This window comes from Bradyrhizobium sp. USDA 4011 (assembly GCF_054063415.1).
The window spans coordinates 3,446,568-3,463,028 of sequence record NZ_JBSSGG010000001.1 but is presented as its reverse complement, the minus strand read 5'-3'; the positions used below and the strand labels follow the sequence as shown (position 1 = coordinate 3,463,028).

The window sequence follows — 16,461 nt, the reverse complement described above, 5'->3', positions numbered from 1 at the left end:
TTCTCACCTCCGGTTGATGGAGGCGGCAGTCAATAGTCTAACTGCTATCTCCAAAAACCGAGGCGACTGTCTCCAACATAACAAACAATCCGGGATTGTCCAAATAGCTCACTTGGAAGGCAGAAGAGGCATTGATAGGTAGCCGTTCGTCAATTCCCCGAAGTACGGAATGTTGAAAGCAAACGCCGCCAGAACGTCCACTGCAAACAAAAATGCGAGTCTCCAAAATGTCCAATGCGGTTTAAGGGCCCAATTCGGGTAGGGCTCCAACGTCATTACAATACCATCCGAAGGTAAGCGGAGTAGTCGTCGCCCTATATGATTTGCTTGGGAAAGGAGTGCAGTCCGTCCTTTGAGATCGGAATCAATGCTGAATATAAGACCCGAGCAAAACAGGAAACCGATGAAAAGCGTGATCCAGCTGAGGAGCGAGCCGCGTAAGAAATATGCGGCAATGATGATTGCTGACTGAACGGCAAATATCAGCGCCATCTTCTGCCAGACCAAAGTGTTGAGCTGGCTGGCCTGCAGAGTTGCCGCTTGAAGGTACTGTGGCTCGATTGGCGGAAGTGGTTCAATTTGCGGAGATTGGTCAGACATAGCATTCTCCCGTCAGGCGAGCTAACGCGATGGAAAGTTGTATGCTTTGGAAGACAAGGTTGTCACTCTCTTTGTCCGATTGGACCATTGTTTGTTTGCGCCACTGTCAACTCTGCAAAACACCGTCGGGCTGAGAACCGACGATGTTATAGGGTGCAAAACGTGCCTGGGCGGCTACTACTGCTGGGAGTCGCTTGAATGGTGCCGCGTGGTCACAAGAAGTATGGCGCGAGTTGCAAACCGAAAACGGTCAGCGCATCTTGCACAATATCAAACTTCTTCGGGAGCGCTTTGAACCGGAGGTAGTGGCGAAGGAGCGTGCGGTTCTTCAGGCTTTGCGACCTCGTCGGGCAAGGGACGCGAGATCATCCGGAAGAGTGTTAGCAAGCGGTGCGTCATTTCTGATGCCTCCGCTATCGTAACCTCCTCTCCGGAAACTTCCTTGTAAATGCGTCGAAACTCTTCGAGACGTTCGGATACCTGGTGGCCAGTGATGTGCATAATTGGAGCACACGGAATTAGAGTTGGGACTATGCCACGCGGGTACGTATTCCCCTCGCACTCATTGATGCTTTCTCGGTCAATAATGTTTTCGCATCTGTTCGCTTGCCGATGAACTCGATCCTGTTATCAAAGACGCCTGATTCACTGGAGAATCTAAATGGTCAAGAAAGCAACAAAGAAGATCGGTCGGAGAGAATACACAGCATCCGACGTTAAATTGCTGAGGGCGCACTCAAAAGCGAGAACCCCTGTATCCAAGCTATCGAAGCTGATGAAGCGATCGGAAGGCTCACTAAGACAGAAGGCACGGACCATAGGGATCGGCCTCGGGCATCAGCGATGAGCGAAAAAGGAGCTCAGTCGGCGATGCGGCTGGGTTCCCCTATGCACGCCCTCCGTGCTCGGAGCCATTGCTAATAGTTCGCCCTCGTAGGGTCGAGTCCTACCCGGGGAGCAAAGTTGCTTGCAACGACCGAAGGCGTCTTAGCAGGAAGATCAAGCATTTTCCGACACACCGTCGTACTCACAAGCGATCAGCGTTAGTCACATTTCATCACCTTTTGGGCAACCCGTGGGCAACCACGCAACATTACTAGCAAGAGCGATACGGCAAAGGTGATGAAGGATACCGCAAAACGCCGCCATACGGCGGCTTTTGCATTTACTTTAGGGCTTTCCGAACGCCGTTACCGTTCGAAATGAATGCGTATTGTCGCAGAGATGCGCGCGCATCTATTTTGATGTTTTGAAGACTGCGTTGCGCGGTGACATTCTTGCTTGCGGCACCGATCCGCAGCCGACCAATGACTGGACCAATTAAGGAGAACTCGTGTGCTCAGTCTTTCCGAGCGCATGGCGCGGATTAGAAAGGTGGACACGAAGCCGGAACTCGTAATCCGCAAGCTCCTGCATGCACGCGGTTTCCGTTTCAGGCTTCATCGCCGAGACTTGCCGGGCAGTCCCGACATCGTGTTTCCAGGTAGAAGGAAGGTGATCCTCGTCCACGGCTGCTTTTGGCACCGTCATGATTGTCCCTCAGGTAGGAAGGTGCCGACCTCCAAACCTGAATACTGGGGCCCCAAGCTCGAAGGCAACAAGGCCCGCGATGCCCGCAACGCCCTGGAGCTCGCTGCAATGGGATGGAGCGTCTTCACCGTGTGGGAGTGCGAGCTGTCCGATCTGGAGGCCGTCACAAGGCGCGTCGTTCGTTTCCTGAGATGAGCGTGGGTGGGCCACGAGTCGAAAAACACCGACCGTGGAAGGGGTCGGTCCGGACATCGGAGCTCTTTGCAAGAGTCTCGTTGTGCTTTAGTTAAGAAGCGGCACGTGATTCGGAATCTGATACACTACGTCTACGGCGTATTCATATGCTCAAAGCTATCAGCCTGTTTACGGGAGCCGGGGGGCTCGATCTCGGCTTTGAGGCAGCGGGGTTCAAAACACGTGTCGCAGTAGAGATCGATCCCATATGTTGCGAAACGCTCCGAAGCAATCGGCGCTGGCCGATCATCGAGGGTGATATAGCCGCGATAAGCTCGCAACGCATCCTAAAGACGGCCGCCCTGAGGTCGGGAGAAGCTGACGTACTTATCGGCGGCCCTCCATGTCAACCATTCTCCAAGAGCGGATACTGGGCCAATGGCGATGCTCCGAGGCTCAAAGATCCCAACGCCGGGACGCTCAACGAATATCTGCGCGTCGTCCGTGACACTAAACCGAAGGCAATCCTTCTCGAGAATGTGTACGGCCTTGCATATGACGGAAAGAGTGAGGGTCTCAAGCGCATCCTTAACGGCATCAAGAAGATCAATCGAGAGGCCAAGACAAACTACGTTCCGTACTGGACCGTGCTCGACGCCGCGAGCTTCGGGGTTCCCCAACGTCGCGAACGAGTATTCATAATTGCCAGCCGCGACGGTCGCGAGTTCAAATTTCCCGAGCCAACGCACGCGGATGGAAGTGAAGAGCTGCCAACGGGCATAAAGCCCTTTCATACGGCATGGGATGCTCTCGGAGACTTGGCGGCTCTTCCCGACAATCCAGATCTTCAGCTCACTGGAAAATGGGCGGGCCTTCTGCCCAGCATTCCCGAAGGACAAAACTATCTTTGGCACACGCCGCGCGGCGGCGGAATGTCGCTGTTCGGGTGGCGTACGCGCTATTGGAGCTTCCTTCTGAAGCTAGCCAAGGACAAGCCTTCCTGGACCATCCAGGCTCAACCGGGACCGGCAACCGGGCCCTTCCATTGGTCGAGCAGGAAGCTGTCAGCGAGAGAGCTTGCACGCCTGCAGACATTTCCTGACAATTTTAAATTCGACTGCGACCGAGCGCAGGTCCAACGCATGGTTGGAAATGCCGTACCGTCGCTTTTGGCGGAGGTTCTGGCCCGCGAGATCAGGCACCAACTGCTGGATTCGCCGATGCGCAACAAAAAGCTCAAGCTCCTGCCGCCTAGGCGTCGCGTTATTCCTCCCCAACACGCGGCAGAGCCCGTCCGCGCCAGCTATATGTCTCTTAAGGGTGCTCACGCCGATCACCCAGGGCCCTCGCTCGGACCACGTGCCAAACTACGAACATTAGAGTTGGCGGACTGATAAAGGTCAGGAAAACGTATTACGGAAGGAGCCCTTGCTCTTCCGGTGCAATGGTTTGCCTGAAAGTGCTTACGCTTAACGGATCGCAGCCACTTAGATCAGACACGAAACGTGCCGACGAGACGTTTGGAGGAAGAGGCGGCCGAATCGCCGGAATGATGTTAGCATCAAAGTAGCGCATGGAGCTTCGGGCGAGCTGACCATCGAACCGCCACAGCATCGCCTGCGGCAGCGTGTCGCCTAGCGTGCCCGCGATGACGGATCGAAGCCGGAGGATGTCGGCCGGTTGGTCTGCGATCTTCTCCTCGATCGAGCGCAGCAAATCTGCGAGCGAGATGCCACCCGCCAACGGCTCAACCCAGACAGAAGTTATCAGGCCAGTCGCGCCGCTCGGTGGATTCGCTTGCTCGAATGAGATTTCGTGCACCCTTTGGCGATTGCTCGACGCCTTCACATCCAAACGCAGCTTGCCGATCGCAAAATCGAAACGCTCCTGGGGATCAGATCTCCAAGATTTGACCGCACCCCCCACATCGCGGGCAATCTCAATCACGCTCAATTCGCCCACGAGACCGACTAAAGAGCGTCGCGCCGGGGCACGAAGCTTCTGAAACAGCTCGACGAGCTGCCGAACGGTATCGGCCACCTTATTCGTTGAGGGGCTCCTGCCGATGAATGGCAAGACTGATTCCATTACATTGGCGAAATAACCGACTACATCGTCATCTCGGATCGTGCACACTATCGCGGTTAGTGTTCGAGTAACCGGAGCCTTTCCCTGCTCTACGATGCTGTACGGCATCGAGAACGTAGCCTCGATGCCTGCGAGCCGTAGGGGCACAGTCCTTCCACTGTCGGATGTTTCGACCAAGATGGCCGCGTTGCCACGATTATCGCGACCGGCATAGAAAGCCGATCGATTCTCTAGCCGCCTGACATTGAACTCATTGTCTGCCGAAGGCGCCGCAATCACTTTTAGCAATTCTTCAAGGCGGCCGGTCATGAGGTTGCTTGCTGCCCACGCTGCACCTGCACGAGCCAGTCAGCGGCGAGCGCTGGCGGTACGCTCACCGTGATCAGGGGGACTCTCGGTGCGAAGGGCTCGTCATTGAGAGTCAGGTCGTAGACATGTATCTGGAGAGATACCTTGTCCGAAGCGGCAAAGAACTGGTCGCCCGGATAGGTCGTTCCCCCGACCGTGGCAGTGCGACCTTGCTGGAAGTTGTCGATCTCGCCGCTATCGTTTGTCACCTTGCGTGTTCCAACACGCGCGTCCGGGCGCATGCGATACACCGCAGCCGTTGCGTCGGGGTCCTGGCGCAGTCCCTCTGCCAACGTGATCAACAATCCGGTGAAGCTGGCCGTATCCCTGGGATCTTCGAATTGGTAATCGACAAGCGCCTCAAATATTTGCTGCAGGGGCACATTGGCGGCGACCTTGTGCTGCTGCGAGGGCGATATTCCGGGGTAGCTGGTGTCTTCCACCAACTCGAGGCCGCTCAATAGCGCGTCCAAGATCCTCATGTTCGCGTCGCGCGCGCTCGGATTGGTTCCCCGCTGCCTGGTCCACCCGCCGCCGAGGCTGTTCCGCGTGTATGGATCGGAGATTACCGACCTTCTGCAGGGATTGAGCGCAGGATCAAGGATAAAACGGCGTCGCCACGTGCGAAGATCGCCGCCCATATCCGCCACGCGCTTCAACTCCTTGCGCATGAGTTCCTCATGTTGGACGTAGTCCTCATAAGAGGTTCTCATCGCCTGTTCCAGATACACGCGGCAGAGACCAAAATATCCTCGCGCCCTCGCATAGCCGAAGAACCGCGCTCGCTGTTGAAGCGTGTCTGCGTTGCCCATGCCCATCCCTCTGGGCATGTATGTGACCGTCAGCGAGTCTACGGTAAATCCGCGGTCAACAGCCTGCCCGCCGACAAGTATCCAACCCTCGGCATGTCTCCAATTGATTTCCGGGGTTTTTGGCCTTCCGCGAGTATTGAATTCGATCACCGTCGTGTTGCGGAGCGCGCGCGGCAGCTTCTGGATGATTTCATCGAAGCTCGGAAGATTATCCTCCGTCGTCTGGAGTTCCTCGTATGCGTTCCTGAAATCCCCGATGACATCTTGGCGATCAGGATCGCGCTCGTCCGCTCCAAGCGCATTGGCCCACTCGTCCTTCGCAGCTGTTGCCCACGCGGCAGCGATCTGATGGGCAGCCCTCTCCCGAGCGGGATGAATCAACATCGAGCGGCGGCCCGGTTTGGATATCAGCGTCGCCGCCAGACCGACGTAAAATACCCGCATGGCCTCGAGCAGGCTCTGCGGGGGCTCGGTCGGCATCGCATTCGCCTGCAGTAGATCGCCCGGGGGAATCACTTCGATATACGGGCTGTCCGGGGCGAAAAATGCCGCACCGCCTACATAGCCTTCTCCAGGCTCAAGCACATGCACGAAATCAGGCGACAAGTTATCCGCGATGTTGATCAGAAGCGGCGCCTGCGGCGTCGCCGTGTACTGCAGGAATGTGTGGCATGGAAGCGCAGCACGCAGCTCTCGCAATCGCTGATATGTCGTGCTTTCCTGGCCGCGCTGAACTTTCGTGTTGAGGCTTGCCTGGTCGGCCTCGTCGTCAATGAGCAACGCTGGAACGTTTTGTAGGTTCATCCGTCTGAACAGTGCTGTCAGTGAAGCGAGGCGCTGATTCTGCTTCAGAACCGTCAGGAGAAGTGTTGACTTCTCGTCGGGATCGCGGGTGGCATCCTGCCAGTTATCTATAGCCTGTCGGATTAGTTGCTCGTATTGCGCATCCTGCCCTCGGGGATTCTTTTCCATTTTCCACGCCGGCAGTCCTTCACCGCCGTCCACATCGAGATCCCGGGCGAGGCGCTCATGCGATTGCGTGAGGAGATTGTCCTTATTGCCTGCAATGACGATAACGATTGGAAAACCGTTATCTCGTGCAAGACCTATCGCAGTCGTAAAGGAAAGCGTCTTGCCGCTTTGTACATAGCCCACCACCAACCCGGTCGCGGTGCCTTGCGCCCTCTTCGGGTCGATTCCTTTGCCCAATATTTCGGCCGACGACTGGATAAGCCTATTCTGTGCCTCGCGATTGAGCTTGCTGCGTTCGGCGACGCCGGCGGCCTCTGCGCCTTCGACAGGTAGCCACTTCATGCCCGGCTTGAGCGACAGTCCTGCGGAGGTCACGACGATGTTCGGATCATTATCCATATGCATTATGGCTGCGACAGCCCCTCCCGCAGTATCTGATTCATATTTCGTCTCAGGGTGCCACCTGACCTGACGCCGGACATCCGAGCGAGCTTCTCGCCGAGAGCGAGAGCAGCGGCAACGCGCAGCAACGCATCGATGCTCTCCGGATCGGTCTGGGCGAATGCCACCATGAACGGATGCGCCATCGAGACCCGGATATCAATTGTATCTGGCTCCTGGTCCTGACCACTCCCCCGATCGCTTATAGAGAGCCAATCAGACTCAGCCGGATCATCGGAGAGCTCTATCCGGATGAGCCATGGCGCACCCCGGAAATTGAAGCGCAATTCCCGCATGGCCAGCGTCGGCTGCGGTACTAATGGACTGGTCTGGGTTTCCGTGAGAGGCTGGTCCGCAACCCGCGGCAATACCTCGGATACCGATGCAGCGATAGCGTCTCCAGCCTGCGAAAGTCCCTGGGCAGCAGCCTTTACGCGGTCCTTCTTCGAAGCTAAGGAACGGTAGTGCTCGCACTGCCTCAACAGTGGAAGCTCATCCTTATCGATATATTCCTTGAGGAGTTCCAGGAAGGGCTCCTCGTTCTCATCCCAGCGAAACCCGTCCTTGGTATGACTGACCTCGAACCCTTCCAGGTGGAGCTCGCCGAACAGGCGTAGTCGGGCATAGCTGCTGCTGCCCGACGTGCCGAACAAGAGCGGTGGCCGATAGCCGTCCTCGCCGCTTCCCTGTATGAGCCGTCCCCGTCGGAACAAGGAAAATCCCGACCGGGCGTAATTCCCCGGATCTCGCAGCGCTGCAAATCCCCTGACAGACATTCCATCGCCGAGCTCGAACTCGATCTCCTTCCGCCACACCTGATCCGGCCCGTCGGGCTCTTTATAATAGGGAGCCGTCAGCACAGGCGGCTCCTCATACGACAGGCTTTCACTATTGAAGCGGAGGTCGAGAGTTCCATCGCGAAGGAATACTCGATAGATGTCCGCCAGATGCTCTTTGATCTTCCCTAGAGTTCGTCCCACAGGGATGTGGTGCAAGTCATCAAGAGCGACCTCGGTGAAGTGCTCGTTTGCCGCTGCTGGCCTCTCATCGATGTCGAGTTCCTCCAACTCATCACGCACGATCATTGCAATATCGAATCGCACGGTTCGTTCGACGGGCTCTCCAAGAGCCTTGGTGCGGACCTGCCATCTGGGAGCAAACCAGCATGCCGCGCTCTTCATTCCCATACCGAACTCAGAGAGGCCCGTTCGATCGGGCGGAATCACTGCAGGACGGAATGCGCGCGGGAAAGCTTGGTTCGCGATGCCTCCAGCGTTATCTCGGATGGTGATCCTCCCTGGATAAGAAGTATCAACGTCTATCGAGACCTTGAGCTTCCAGGCCGATCCGTGAAGCTCGTGGATCTGTTGCTTGTTCTCGACGTAGCTCTGGAGTGAGTTGTCGACGAACTCCGCCAGCGCGAACCACGGACTGTAGTTAAGGTGCCTTAGCACCGACAGAACGCTCACGCCGGGCCGAATGTTGACCTTCTTATTGGCCGGCATCAGTGATTCTCCCCCCGTCATGCACCGCAGTATACTCGACCAACTGCTAGTTGCACGATTGCTGTGCATTTACCGACTGATTCGCTGTCCCGGTATTAAACTATTGATGTACCGTCCATCTCCCCAGTCGATATAGAAATCCGCAGATTTACGGCTTCTTAAATGCCTGCTTCGAGCCAAATAAGAAAAAGCGGCCCCCAACGAATGAGGGCCGTGTTCAAGAGCCAATCCGCGCTGATCGGGCGCCTAACCCGCTAGGGTCCGGCAGGCCATCCGATGGTCCCCGCAACGGTACTCCTCCTGCTGGAGCGTCCATCCGCTGCGTCTAGATGGGAGGCGGTCACTTCTTGCTTTATCAGTACTCGGTCGCGAGCATGAGCGTGAGCACACGCAGTGTCCGCTCCGGATTGCCGGGATCTTCGGAGCCGTGCCGCATGTCCTTGTCGTAGTAATCTATCTTCCAGAAGAACTTGCGGCCGACCAGATCGAAGCTTCCGAAGTCGTGCTCGCCGTGCGGATCGTTATCCGGCGTAAAGTCGGAGAACTTCGCCACTTGAAGAAGCGCCTCGGCCTTCACGCAGTCCGCTAGCTCCGCGACGCCGATTGTCATCATGACCTTGCCGCCGCGGAACGTGTTCCGGAACGCGTCGTTGAGAAGTGCGATCTTATTCATCATCACGCTCCTCCGCGTCTTCGCTTTTGTACGGGGACATATGACGCGCGCCGCAGTACGGACAATCATCGTCACACTGTGCGGACCAGATGTCCGTCCACTCGCGACCACATTCTGCGCAGTGGTAGTAGTTTCGAATCAGCATCGTCGGCCTCCTAGATCAAGCCGGCGAGCACGAGGACCGATACAAGGGTGTTGCCGCCACACGCCTCGCAGAACCCCTGGTCCTGGTCTGGTTCCATATCTGCTGTGTGGTCACATCCCTCCGTCATGCAGATGGCCGGACACACACCATCCTTAAGGGCCGCCGCTACCAGAAGATCGTCGAGGCTCTGGAAGCCTTCGAGATCGCAAAGCTTCATTAGCTTTAGAGACTTTTGGGAAAGAGCAATATTGGACATCGTGTCCTCCTCGCTACGAGCGCCCGACCCATTCGGGTGCTCGATCGCGAGGCGGAAGCCGAGCGTCCGTCACTGAGCCGGATTAGAATAAATACCCAATCGACCGTATGGACGCTCGTCGCGATGCCTCCGCCTCGCCGCCGAGACCTGGACATGCATGCAGGTCCCGGATCGCGGGGCGGAACGCGTAAAGATCAAAACCTCTGAGGTGATTGTCGCGGCTAACTCAAAACGAGTGGAGGCGGCAGATCGTGCCACTTCGTCACTGAGCGGAGCGTGACATCGAAATACCTGACACACCCTCTCGGAGGATATGCCTGAGACGCGAGTATGGACCGCATGCCGCTAGGACTTACGCGTTTTGCTCGCGTCGACCATCGCAACATCGACTACACTTTTGGAATCAAGAACGAAGATCGCTTCTCGCACATCTACATCATCGGTAAGACAGGTACCGGCAAGTCGACCTTGATCGAGACGATGGCGCTCCAGGACATTGAAAACGGACGGGGGCTTGCGCTCATCGACCCTCACGGGGATCTGGTAGAGCGCATCGCGGCTCAAGTGCCGACACAACGAAAATCGGACGTGATTTATTTCAACGCCTGTGATCCGACGCAGCCGTACGGGTATAACCCGCTACGCCATGTTCGCGAAGATCGCATCGCCGTTGCCGCTTCCGGCTTCATTGAGGTCTTCCGGAAGATGTGGCCTGACGCATGGGGCGTGCGCATGGAGCACATTTTGCGAAACGTGCTCATGGCGCTCCTGGAGCAGCCACACGCGACGATGCATGACGTGCTTCGGATCTTGTCGGACCAGAAGTTCCGTACTGAGATTGCACGAAAGTTAAAGAATGAAACTGTCCGTACGTTCTTATTGAAAGAGTTCGATCGCTTTTCATTCGGCTACCGGGCAGACGGCACCGCCCCCATTCAAAACAAGGTCGGAGCCTTTCTTTCGGACCCACTTCTCAACCGGCTGCTCACCGCGCCCGAGCGCGACCTCCATATCCGTCAGATTATGGATGAGGGCAGGGTGCTGCTCGTGAACCTTGCTAAGGGGCAAATCGGCGAAGATAGCTCATCGCTACTGGGCGGCTTGCTTGTCACAACGCTTGGACTGGCGGCCTTCAGCCGAGCGGAGTTGCCAGCGCATGAGCGACGAGACTTCTACGTCTACATTGACGAATTCCAAAACTTCACGACGCTCGCGATGGCGAATATGTTCTCGGAACTTCGCAAGTATCGCGTCGGCTTCACTGTAGCCCATCAGTATCTGCACCAGCTTGAACCGGACGTGCGTCATGCGGTCCTCGGAAATGCCGGAACGATTATCTCCTTCCGCGTTGGTACGGAGGATGCGACGTACCTGACGCGAGAATTTCAAGAGCGATTTGATGAGGTCGATCTGTTGCAGCTGCCGAACTACCACATCTACCTCAAGCTCATGATCGACGGCATGCCATCGAAGCCCTTCAGCGCCGTTACGATTGGACCGGGAGCTGCCTGACTTGGAGGATCGGTTTCCAAAAATCTCAACGATCTTCGAGACCCATCCGCCCCTAATGAAAAAATCGAAAAATCGAAAAGGAAATCCAAGTCGAGTACGGTTTTGCTCAGATAACGAGCGATAAACGCAGCGCGTACTTGGGAGCGCTGATCGCAAACCATTGACGTTCGGTCGACCAGCGGCGCGACAACGCGACGGTTACTCGACCAGAAACTGTCGCGCCCATCTCTGACCGCTCTACCAGGCGGTCCTTTGGAACAGGGGCCTCCCTCTTCCTTTAAGATTGAGGAGCCTTTCAGCGAGCCTATAGGGCTTCAGCCCCTTCCTATCCACAACGTGATTCTTGGAATATAAATCCAGTACACTAAAATATTCCAAATTATCGAAGCAAAAGAAATGCACAGAATGACAGTCATATACCTGCAACCCAGATGGGCTTCCGGATAATAGCCAGCAACAAGTAGGGCGCCTAATGACGTTGCGGTTGACAGAAGCACCAACGCAGTTGTGACGAGTGGGAAAGCCTTTAAAATTGCGCCACTGTATTGGAGCAAAAGCATTTTTGATAAAACGTTGGACTCGGTTTTGCGCTCTTGCTCGCTCAATTCCGATGTTGGTGTAAGCATCCAAGACCGGTTAGCCGCTCTCGCGTTGTCCATATCCTGTTTAATTTTCTGAAGAAACGCATCAGCCCACTCTTTGTTGGCAGCGTTCTGTGCAGCTTCGTGAATTGCTACGGCCTCTTCCCTGCGCTTCGTTATGAGTTCACGCAGTTCGATGTAGTAGAGGATTGCGCTCACGCTGAATGCAATTGCAAGCACGTGTCCAAAGTGCTCGATACTGCACGCCATGTGCTTCACCCTGTTGCGTAGCAAACACACCGCTTGGCTTGGCCAAGCCTCAACAGTATCAGAATCGCGGCCCCTAGGATATGGGGGTCGTAATCCAAGTGGAGTACCTTTGGCCTCCGGCCACCTCGACGTGTATCAAACTGTGTCCCGCCTTGTACCTCTGCCTACTGCCCTCCTTTAAGATAAGGCGGGGTGAACGGTTGGTATCCGCAGCCATGCGGTGTTTGTTATATGCAGACTTGGAGCGCGTAGTGGAGCGAGTGTCAGCATGACGCAACAACTTTACTTCGATCAAAAAGACGTGCGAGAAATCGAAAAAGATCGAAACGAAAATTCAAGCCGAGAGCTTTCGCGGACAACGCAAAACGAGCGCAGCGCGCTCGTGCGTCACTGATCGCCAAGCGTTAACGTTTCGGTCGAGGCCACGCGGCAAGGCGACAACGACTGACCCTCGCGTCGTTGCTTAGCTCTCGCGTCATTTCTCTCCTTCCCCCTCCCAGGTCTGGGGAAACCTATTAGCGACCAAAGCGTCGTTACATATTTGAGAAAAGCGCGGGTGATGGATTGTGAGCCTTCCAGTGTGGGCTCTGAGCCCACCCCCTGCCATCGCCGGCTCTGCTGGCGATGGCAGGGGGTTCCCTGTGTTCGCCAGAACTAGCTACTCAGCTAAGCAACAACAGACCCTCGGGTCTCCGCCGCCGGGTTCAGCCGATCGCAGATCGAAAGAAAGCAAAAACAAACAACCAAACCAATAAGTCAGGTCGGAAATGCTGCTTAGAGCAAGATGGTCAACCCATTGAGGCGATTTGCTATTCGGCGCGCTCTCCCCTAGAGCGTTGGCCTAGACAGGGTATCCAGGGGTGTTTCTGGGGATGTATCTGTGGGTGTATCACAACAAATGAAAACCCATTTCGCTGAGCCTTGGTGCGGATACTGTCTGCACCACTAAACCCATAGCTTCGGTAAAGCCAGATCAGGACGACGCTCGTGAATCGCTTTCATGAGCTTATGGATATCGGCCGCAACAAAGTGCTTCAACGACACATCGATGAATTTTCCACCGTTAGCATGCCTAAACGATCTCGTGCATCGACATTGCTGGCGAGTTTCTAAGTCGTGGGTCTGGTGTGCACGCCTTCTTCAACGCTCGTTCAGCGGCTTCCACTCCACTGCGAAGGCGCTCGGCTATTTTGCCGCGCGTTTCTTAGCCGGCTTTTTCTTCGTCGCACGAAGCGTCATGTTGATCTGCTGCTCGGCAGGCGTAAATTCCAATACCTCTATGATTTTGTAGTGAGCCTCGACCTGGTCGTCATCCGGTGGTGCGATCTCCATTTTGACTTTGTAGCGATCGTTCATAAACGATCCGCCCCGTTTCACCGCATTCTTGGCGATGTTTGTTTCGCGGATGTCGACATAGATGGGTTTCTTTCGGTATAGGAAGCGCCACTTTGGGGCCTTCACGTCGAAGACGGGACCGTGAGTATAGAGCACGGCCGTAATGATCTTCCGCTCTCCTTCCTCTTCGATCAAATCTACACCGCCGGGATCTTCGCATGAGGCGACGATTGCCTTTACATCCTCGTTCCGATATGTCGCGAGGTGTTTTTCGTCTTTGCGAAACTCGATCGCCGTTACCTCCCGCTGGCCTATCGGCGTGAGCGTGCCCTCGACCGCATCCAAGACCTGTGCGTTTTGAGAGAGCCGGAAAACGTCGCTACCGATTTGGAAAGTATTGTTGTCACCCTCGACTTTGATGATGACGGCGCCAGGCGATCCATTCACCTCCTGCGCTGACTCAAGCTTTCGTCCATTGCGCCACTTCAAATAGCCAAAGAGGCCCGCTGCTGTAGTTCCTGCCGTAACGCCAAGTTTTTGCAAGACGTCGGTCGCGTGCTTCACGCCCTCATCGTTCAGAAAATCTTTGACGGTGTTGAGAATCGTTTGGAGCGTCTCGAAGTTGATGAGGAAGCACTTGTGCTCGAACTTCGACTCCACGAGCACCGTTATCGTCGCGCGGTTCTGATTGAGTTCGGTGTTTGCTGCTCGTATCAACCTGCCGAACGCCAGAAGCGCAGGCCCGAGCGCCTCCACATCCATGGTGTGGTCGTTATCGTCTTCGCCGAGATAGGCAACCTGGAATCGTTCGCGGTTCTGCTCGCTGTCAGCCACCAAATTCCCCGCTGATAGAGGGGCATACAATCGTACATTGCGGAGGAACCGTCTATTGGAGCGACAATCGAATCCCCTGCGTTCGTTCTTTGTTCGTGCCGGCGAGGCCTTCTAGACGCAAAAGGCATCGTCGGAGAACGGCCTTCGCGCCCACAGCGGGCAGTAAGTCCCGCGCTCGCCTCCTGCTGAACTCGTCGTTTGCTTCGTCTTGGTAGCGGCAGGTCGAGATTGCAAAAGAAGGCGCAGTTTGGTCTAACTGTCGTCGACGGGTCGCGCAAGACCGTGCCAAAAGCGTGCCACGCAAGTTGCGATCCTTCGGAATAAGGTAGCCGCATCAGCTACTTGCGGGCGTAGTTCAATGGTAGAACGGCAGCTTCCCAAGCTGCATACGAGGGTTCGATTCCCTTCGCCCGCTCCAGCCCCAAGGTCAGCCCCAAGGCTAAATTGCGCGGGATAGTCCTGTCGGCGAGATAATGTGTTTCAGGGCAATAGCAGGAGACTCGACGTGAGGTTGCTTGGAGCGCTGCTGTTCGCGCTGGGCGCGCTTTGCATGACGAAGCCGGCATCGGCACAAATGTATGATCCTCGCTATCCGATCTGCATGCATGTCTACGGGGAACTGGTCGGCGAACGAATGGATTGTATCTTCATGTCGATGAAGGAGTGCCAGGCCAGCGCTGCGGGTAATCCGGCAACCTGCCTGGTTAACCCCTTTTATGCGCCAAGGCCGGTGCGTCCCGGCAAGCCTGAACGATGACCATTTCCGCTCGTATCCGCGAGCGTTCATTTGAGATCGAGTATGGAATGGTGGCTCTACGCGCTGTTCGCGATTGTTCTGATCGGATGCGTATTTGTCGTTCGCGCCCGTCGCGGCAGGAATTCGAGCGAGGATCAGGAACTGAACCGGCGGATTGACGAACGTGTCGATCGCCTCGATCTCACGCGCCGCCATCTCGATCGGGATTCTTGACCTGCCTCGCGGAATGATCCCGGGATATTACGGCGGTCTGTTCACGCAACGTGCGCGCCTAACGCACCGTACTCGACCTGTTCTTCTCACAACGCGCAGTTATGTTTCCGTAGTTCTCCGCGTTTGAGAACGGAGTTCCGCCGGAACGCGAGAGCGGCCGGCAAGCGGCCGAGGTTCCATCATCCTTCGTTGGTGATCAGCGCCATCCCATGGCGGGCGCGACGTGAGTCAAAATGCTCTCGATCACATGCGCGTTGTAGGCGACGCCGAGTTGATTGGGGACCGTCAGCAGCAGGGTGTCGGCCTCCGCGATCGCCTCGTCCGTCTTGAGCTGCTCGATCAGCTTGTCCGGCTCGGCGGCATAGCCGCGGCCGAAGATCGCGCGCGTCCGCTCGTCGATGAAGCCGATCTGGTCTTCCTCCTGCCCGTTGCCGAAATAGGCGCGGTCGCGGTCGTCGACCAGCGCGAAGATGCTGCGGCTCACCGAGACCCGCGGCTCGCGGCTGTGACCGGCTTCCTTCCAGGCGGCGCGGTAGGCCCGGATCTGTGCGGCCTGCTGGATATGGAAGGCCTCTCCGGTCTCGTCGCTCTTCAGTGTCGAGCTTTGCAGGTTCATCCCGAGCTTCGCCGCCCAGACCGCGGTGGCGTTCGAACCGGCGCCCCACCAGATGCGCTCGCGCAAGCCTTCCGAGAGCGGTTCGAGCCGCAACATGCCGGGCGGATTGGGAAACATCGGCCGCGGATTCGGCTGCGCAAAACCTTGTCCGCGCAGCATGTCGAGGAATATCTCGGCGTGACGGCGGCCCATGTCGGCGTCGGTCTCGCCTTCGCCCGGCTGATAGCCGAAATAGCGCCAGCCATCGATCACCTGTTCGGGCGAGCCGCGGCTGATGCCGAGTTGCAAACGTCCCCTCGCGATCAGGTCGGCCGCGCCGGCGTCCTCGATCATGTAGAGCGGATTTTCGTAGCGCATGTCGATCACGGCGGTGCCGATCTCGATCCGGCTGGTCTTCGCGCCGACCGCCGCCAGCAGCGGGAAGGGCGAAGCCAGCTGGCGGGCAAAGTGATGGACGCGAAAATACGCGCCGTCCGCGCCGAGCTCTTCGGCGGCGACCGCGAGGTCGATCGATTGCAGCAGCACGTCCGCGGCCGAGCGGGCCTGGGATTGCGGGGAGGGCGTCCAGTGCCCGAACGAGAGGAATCCGATTTTTTTCATGTCGGCAATGTAGGCATATCAGGCGCGAATTGCGATCCGTGGCGTGACCCGGCGATGTTGGAAAATGTTTGCCAACCGGGAAAAATTTGTGCAGCAGGTGTTGCGGGTTTCGCGGATCGCGCCGCTGTGAACGCGCTGCATGCGCGCTGGTCCTGCCGCCTGCGCTGCGGCGCGGCTTGCGATCAGCTCGCGCGCCGCC

The 16,461-nt window shown here is 56.7% G+C and carries 15 protein-coding genes and 1 tRNA gene; 7 read left to right on the top strand and 9 right to left on the bottom strand.

Annotation, left to right across the window (positions count from 1 at the left end):
- Positions 1–108 precede the first annotated feature (108 nt).
- Positions 109–600 carry a hypothetical protein gene (locus ACVW1C_RS16185; protein WP_456759272.1) on the bottom strand — a complete coding sequence of 164 codons (492 nt, stop codon included), beginning with the start codon at positions 598–600 and terminating at the stop codon, positions 109–111.
- 661 nt (positions 601–1,261) lie between these two features.
- Here ACVW1C_RS16185 and ACVW1C_RS16180 point away from each other — a divergent pair.
- From ACVW1C_RS16180 to ACVW1C_RS16170, 3 genes are all read left to right on the top strand, one after another.
- The gene (locus ACVW1C_RS16180; RefSeq protein WP_456759271.1) at positions 1,262–1,447 is read left to right on the top strand and encodes a hypothetical protein; all 186 of its coding nucleotides are present in this window, start codon (positions 1,262–1,264) and stop codon (positions 1,445–1,447) included.
- 488 nt (positions 1,448–1,935) lie between these two features.
- A complete protein-coding gene (locus ACVW1C_RS16175) occupies positions 1,936–2,325 on the top strand; it encodes a very short patch repair endonuclease (RefSeq protein ID WP_456759270.1) in 390 nt (129 codons plus the stop codon).
- A 146-nt stretch (positions 2,326–2,471) separates the two neighbouring features.
- A complete protein-coding gene (locus ACVW1C_RS16170) occupies positions 2,472–3,698 on the top strand; it encodes a DNA cytosine methyltransferase (RefSeq protein WP_456759269.1) in 1,227 nt (408 codons plus the stop codon).
- A 19-nt stretch (positions 3,699–3,717) separates the two neighbouring features.
- On the opposite strand, the gene ACVW1C_RS16165 is transcribed toward ACVW1C_RS16170, so the two are convergent.
- The 5 genes from ACVW1C_RS16165 to ACVW1C_RS16145 form a co-directional block, all read right to left on the bottom strand.
- Positions 3,718–4,701: a PD-(D/E)XK motif protein gene (locus ACVW1C_RS16165; RefSeq protein WP_456759268.1), complete on the bottom strand. Its 984-nt coding sequence runs from the start codon at positions 4,699–4,701 to the stop codon at positions 3,718–3,720.
- Positions 4,698–6,923, bottom strand: coding sequence for a Z1 domain-containing protein (locus tag ACVW1C_RS16160; protein ID WP_456759267.1), 2,226 nt, complete (start codon positions 6,921–6,923; stop codon positions 4,698–4,700). Before ACVW1C_RS16160 ends, ACVW1C_RS16165 begins: the two co-directional genes overlap by 4 nt.
- Before the next feature lie 5 nt (positions 6,924–6,928).
- Complete coding sequence (locus tag ACVW1C_RS16155; protein ID WP_456759266.1) at positions 6,929–8,470, bottom strand: ATP-binding protein; 1,542 nt, start codon at positions 8,468–8,470, stop codon at positions 6,929–6,931.
- Between the two features lie 355 nt (positions 8,471–8,825).
- Positions 8,826–9,143, bottom strand: a complete 318-nt coding sequence (locus tag ACVW1C_RS16150) for a DUF3768 domain-containing protein (RefSeq protein ID WP_456759265.1) — start codon at positions 9,141–9,143, stop codon at positions 8,826–8,828.
- Between the two features lie 155 nt (positions 9,144–9,298).
- Entirely contained in the window at positions 9,299–9,544 is a 246-nt protein-coding gene (locus ACVW1C_RS16145; RefSeq protein WP_456759264.1) for a hypothetical protein, read from the bottom strand.
- A 330-nt stretch (positions 9,545–9,874) separates the two neighbouring features.
- On the opposite strand from ACVW1C_RS16145, the gene ACVW1C_RS16140 reads away from it, so the two are divergent.
- Positions 9,875–11,056 (top strand): type IV secretory system conjugative DNA transfer family protein, encoded by a 1,182-nt coding sequence (locus ACVW1C_RS16140; protein ID WP_456759263.1) that lies wholly within the window; start codon positions 9,875–9,877, stop codon positions 11,054–11,056.
- A gap of 314 nt (positions 11,057–11,370) precedes the next feature.
- Here ACVW1C_RS16140 and ACVW1C_RS16135 read toward each other — a convergent pair whose 3' ends face one another.
- Together ACVW1C_RS16135 and ACVW1C_RS16130 are read right to left on the bottom strand one after the other, a co-directional pair.
- A complete protein-coding gene (locus ACVW1C_RS16135; protein WP_456759262.1) occupies positions 11,371–11,907 on the bottom strand; it encodes a hypothetical protein in 537 nt (178 codons plus the stop codon).
- Between the two features lie 1,185 nt (positions 11,908–13,092).
- Positions 13,093–14,076, bottom strand: coding sequence for a hypothetical protein (locus tag ACVW1C_RS16130; protein ID WP_456759261.1), 984 nt, complete (start codon positions 14,074–14,076; stop codon positions 13,093–13,095).
- 344 nt (positions 14,077–14,420) lie between these two features.
- Here ACVW1C_RS16130 and ACVW1C_RS16125 point away from each other — a divergent pair.
- The 3 genes from ACVW1C_RS16125 to ACVW1C_RS16115 all read left to right on the top strand — a co-directional run bounded on the left by ACVW1C_RS16125 (position 14,421) and on the right by ACVW1C_RS16115 (position 15,046).
- A tRNA-Gly gene (locus ACVW1C_RS16125) sits at positions 14,421–14,494 on the top strand.
- An 87-nt stretch (positions 14,495–14,581) separates the two neighbouring features.
- Entirely contained in the window at positions 14,582–14,833 is a 252-nt protein-coding gene (locus ACVW1C_RS16120; protein WP_456759260.1) for a DUF3551 domain-containing protein, read from the top strand.
- 42 nt (positions 14,834–14,875) lie between these two features.
- Entirely contained in the window at positions 14,876–15,046 is a 171-nt protein-coding gene (locus ACVW1C_RS16115) for a hypothetical protein (RefSeq protein WP_456759259.1), read from the top strand.
- A 196-nt stretch (positions 15,047–15,242) separates the two neighbouring features.
- Here ACVW1C_RS16115 and ACVW1C_RS16110 read toward each other — a convergent pair whose 3' ends face one another.
- Positions 15,243–16,262, bottom strand: a complete 1,020-nt coding sequence (locus ACVW1C_RS16110) for an LLM class flavin-dependent oxidoreductase (RefSeq protein WP_456759258.1) — start codon at positions 16,260–16,262, stop codon at positions 15,243–15,245.
- Positions 16,263–16,461 lie beyond the last annotated feature (199 nt).

Coding starts and splice junctions, on each gene's coding strand:
- ACVW1C_RS16180 (WP_456759271.1), top strand. CDS start 1,262: ATGGTCAAGAAAGCAACAAAGAAGATCGGTCGGAGAGAATACACAGCA.
- ACVW1C_RS16145 (WP_456759264.1), bottom strand. CDS start 9,544: ATGTCCAATATTGCTCTTTCCCAAAAGTCTCTAAAGCTAATGAAGCTT.
- ACVW1C_RS16155 (WP_456759266.1), bottom strand. CDS start 8,470: ATGCCGGCCAATAAGAAGGTCAACATTCGGCCCGGCGTGAGCGTTCTG.
- ACVW1C_RS16165 (WP_456759268.1), bottom strand. CDS start 4,701: ATGACCGGCCGCCTTGAAGAATTGCTAAAAGTGATTGCGGCGCCTTCG.
- ACVW1C_RS16170 (WP_456759269.1), top strand. CDS start 2,472: ATGCTCAAAGCTATCAGCCTGTTTACGGGAGCCGGGGGGCTCGATCTC.
- ACVW1C_RS16110 (WP_456759258.1), bottom strand. CDS start 16,262: ATGAAAAAAATCGGATTCCTCTCGTTCGGGCACTGGACGCCCTCCCCG.
- ACVW1C_RS16115 (WP_456759259.1), top strand. CDS start 14,876: ATGGAATGGTGGCTCTACGCGCTGTTCGCGATTGTTCTGATCGGATGC.
- ACVW1C_RS16150 (WP_456759265.1), bottom strand. CDS start 9,143: ATGAATAAGATCGCACTTCTCAACGACGCGTTCCGGAACACGTTCCGC.
- ACVW1C_RS16135 (WP_456759262.1), bottom strand. CDS start 11,907: ATGGCGTGCAGTATCGAGCACTTTGGACACGTGCTTGCAATTGCATTC.
- ACVW1C_RS16140 (WP_456759263.1), top strand. CDS start 9,875: ATGGACCGCATGCCGCTAGGACTTACGCGTTTTGCTCGCGTCGACCAT.
- ACVW1C_RS16185 (WP_456759272.1), bottom strand. CDS start 600: ATGTCTGACCAATCTCCGCAAATTGAACCACTTCCGCCAATCGAGCCA.
- ACVW1C_RS16160 (WP_456759267.1), bottom strand. CDS start 6,923: ATGGATAATGATCCGAACATCGTCGTGACCTCCGCAGGACTGTCGCTC.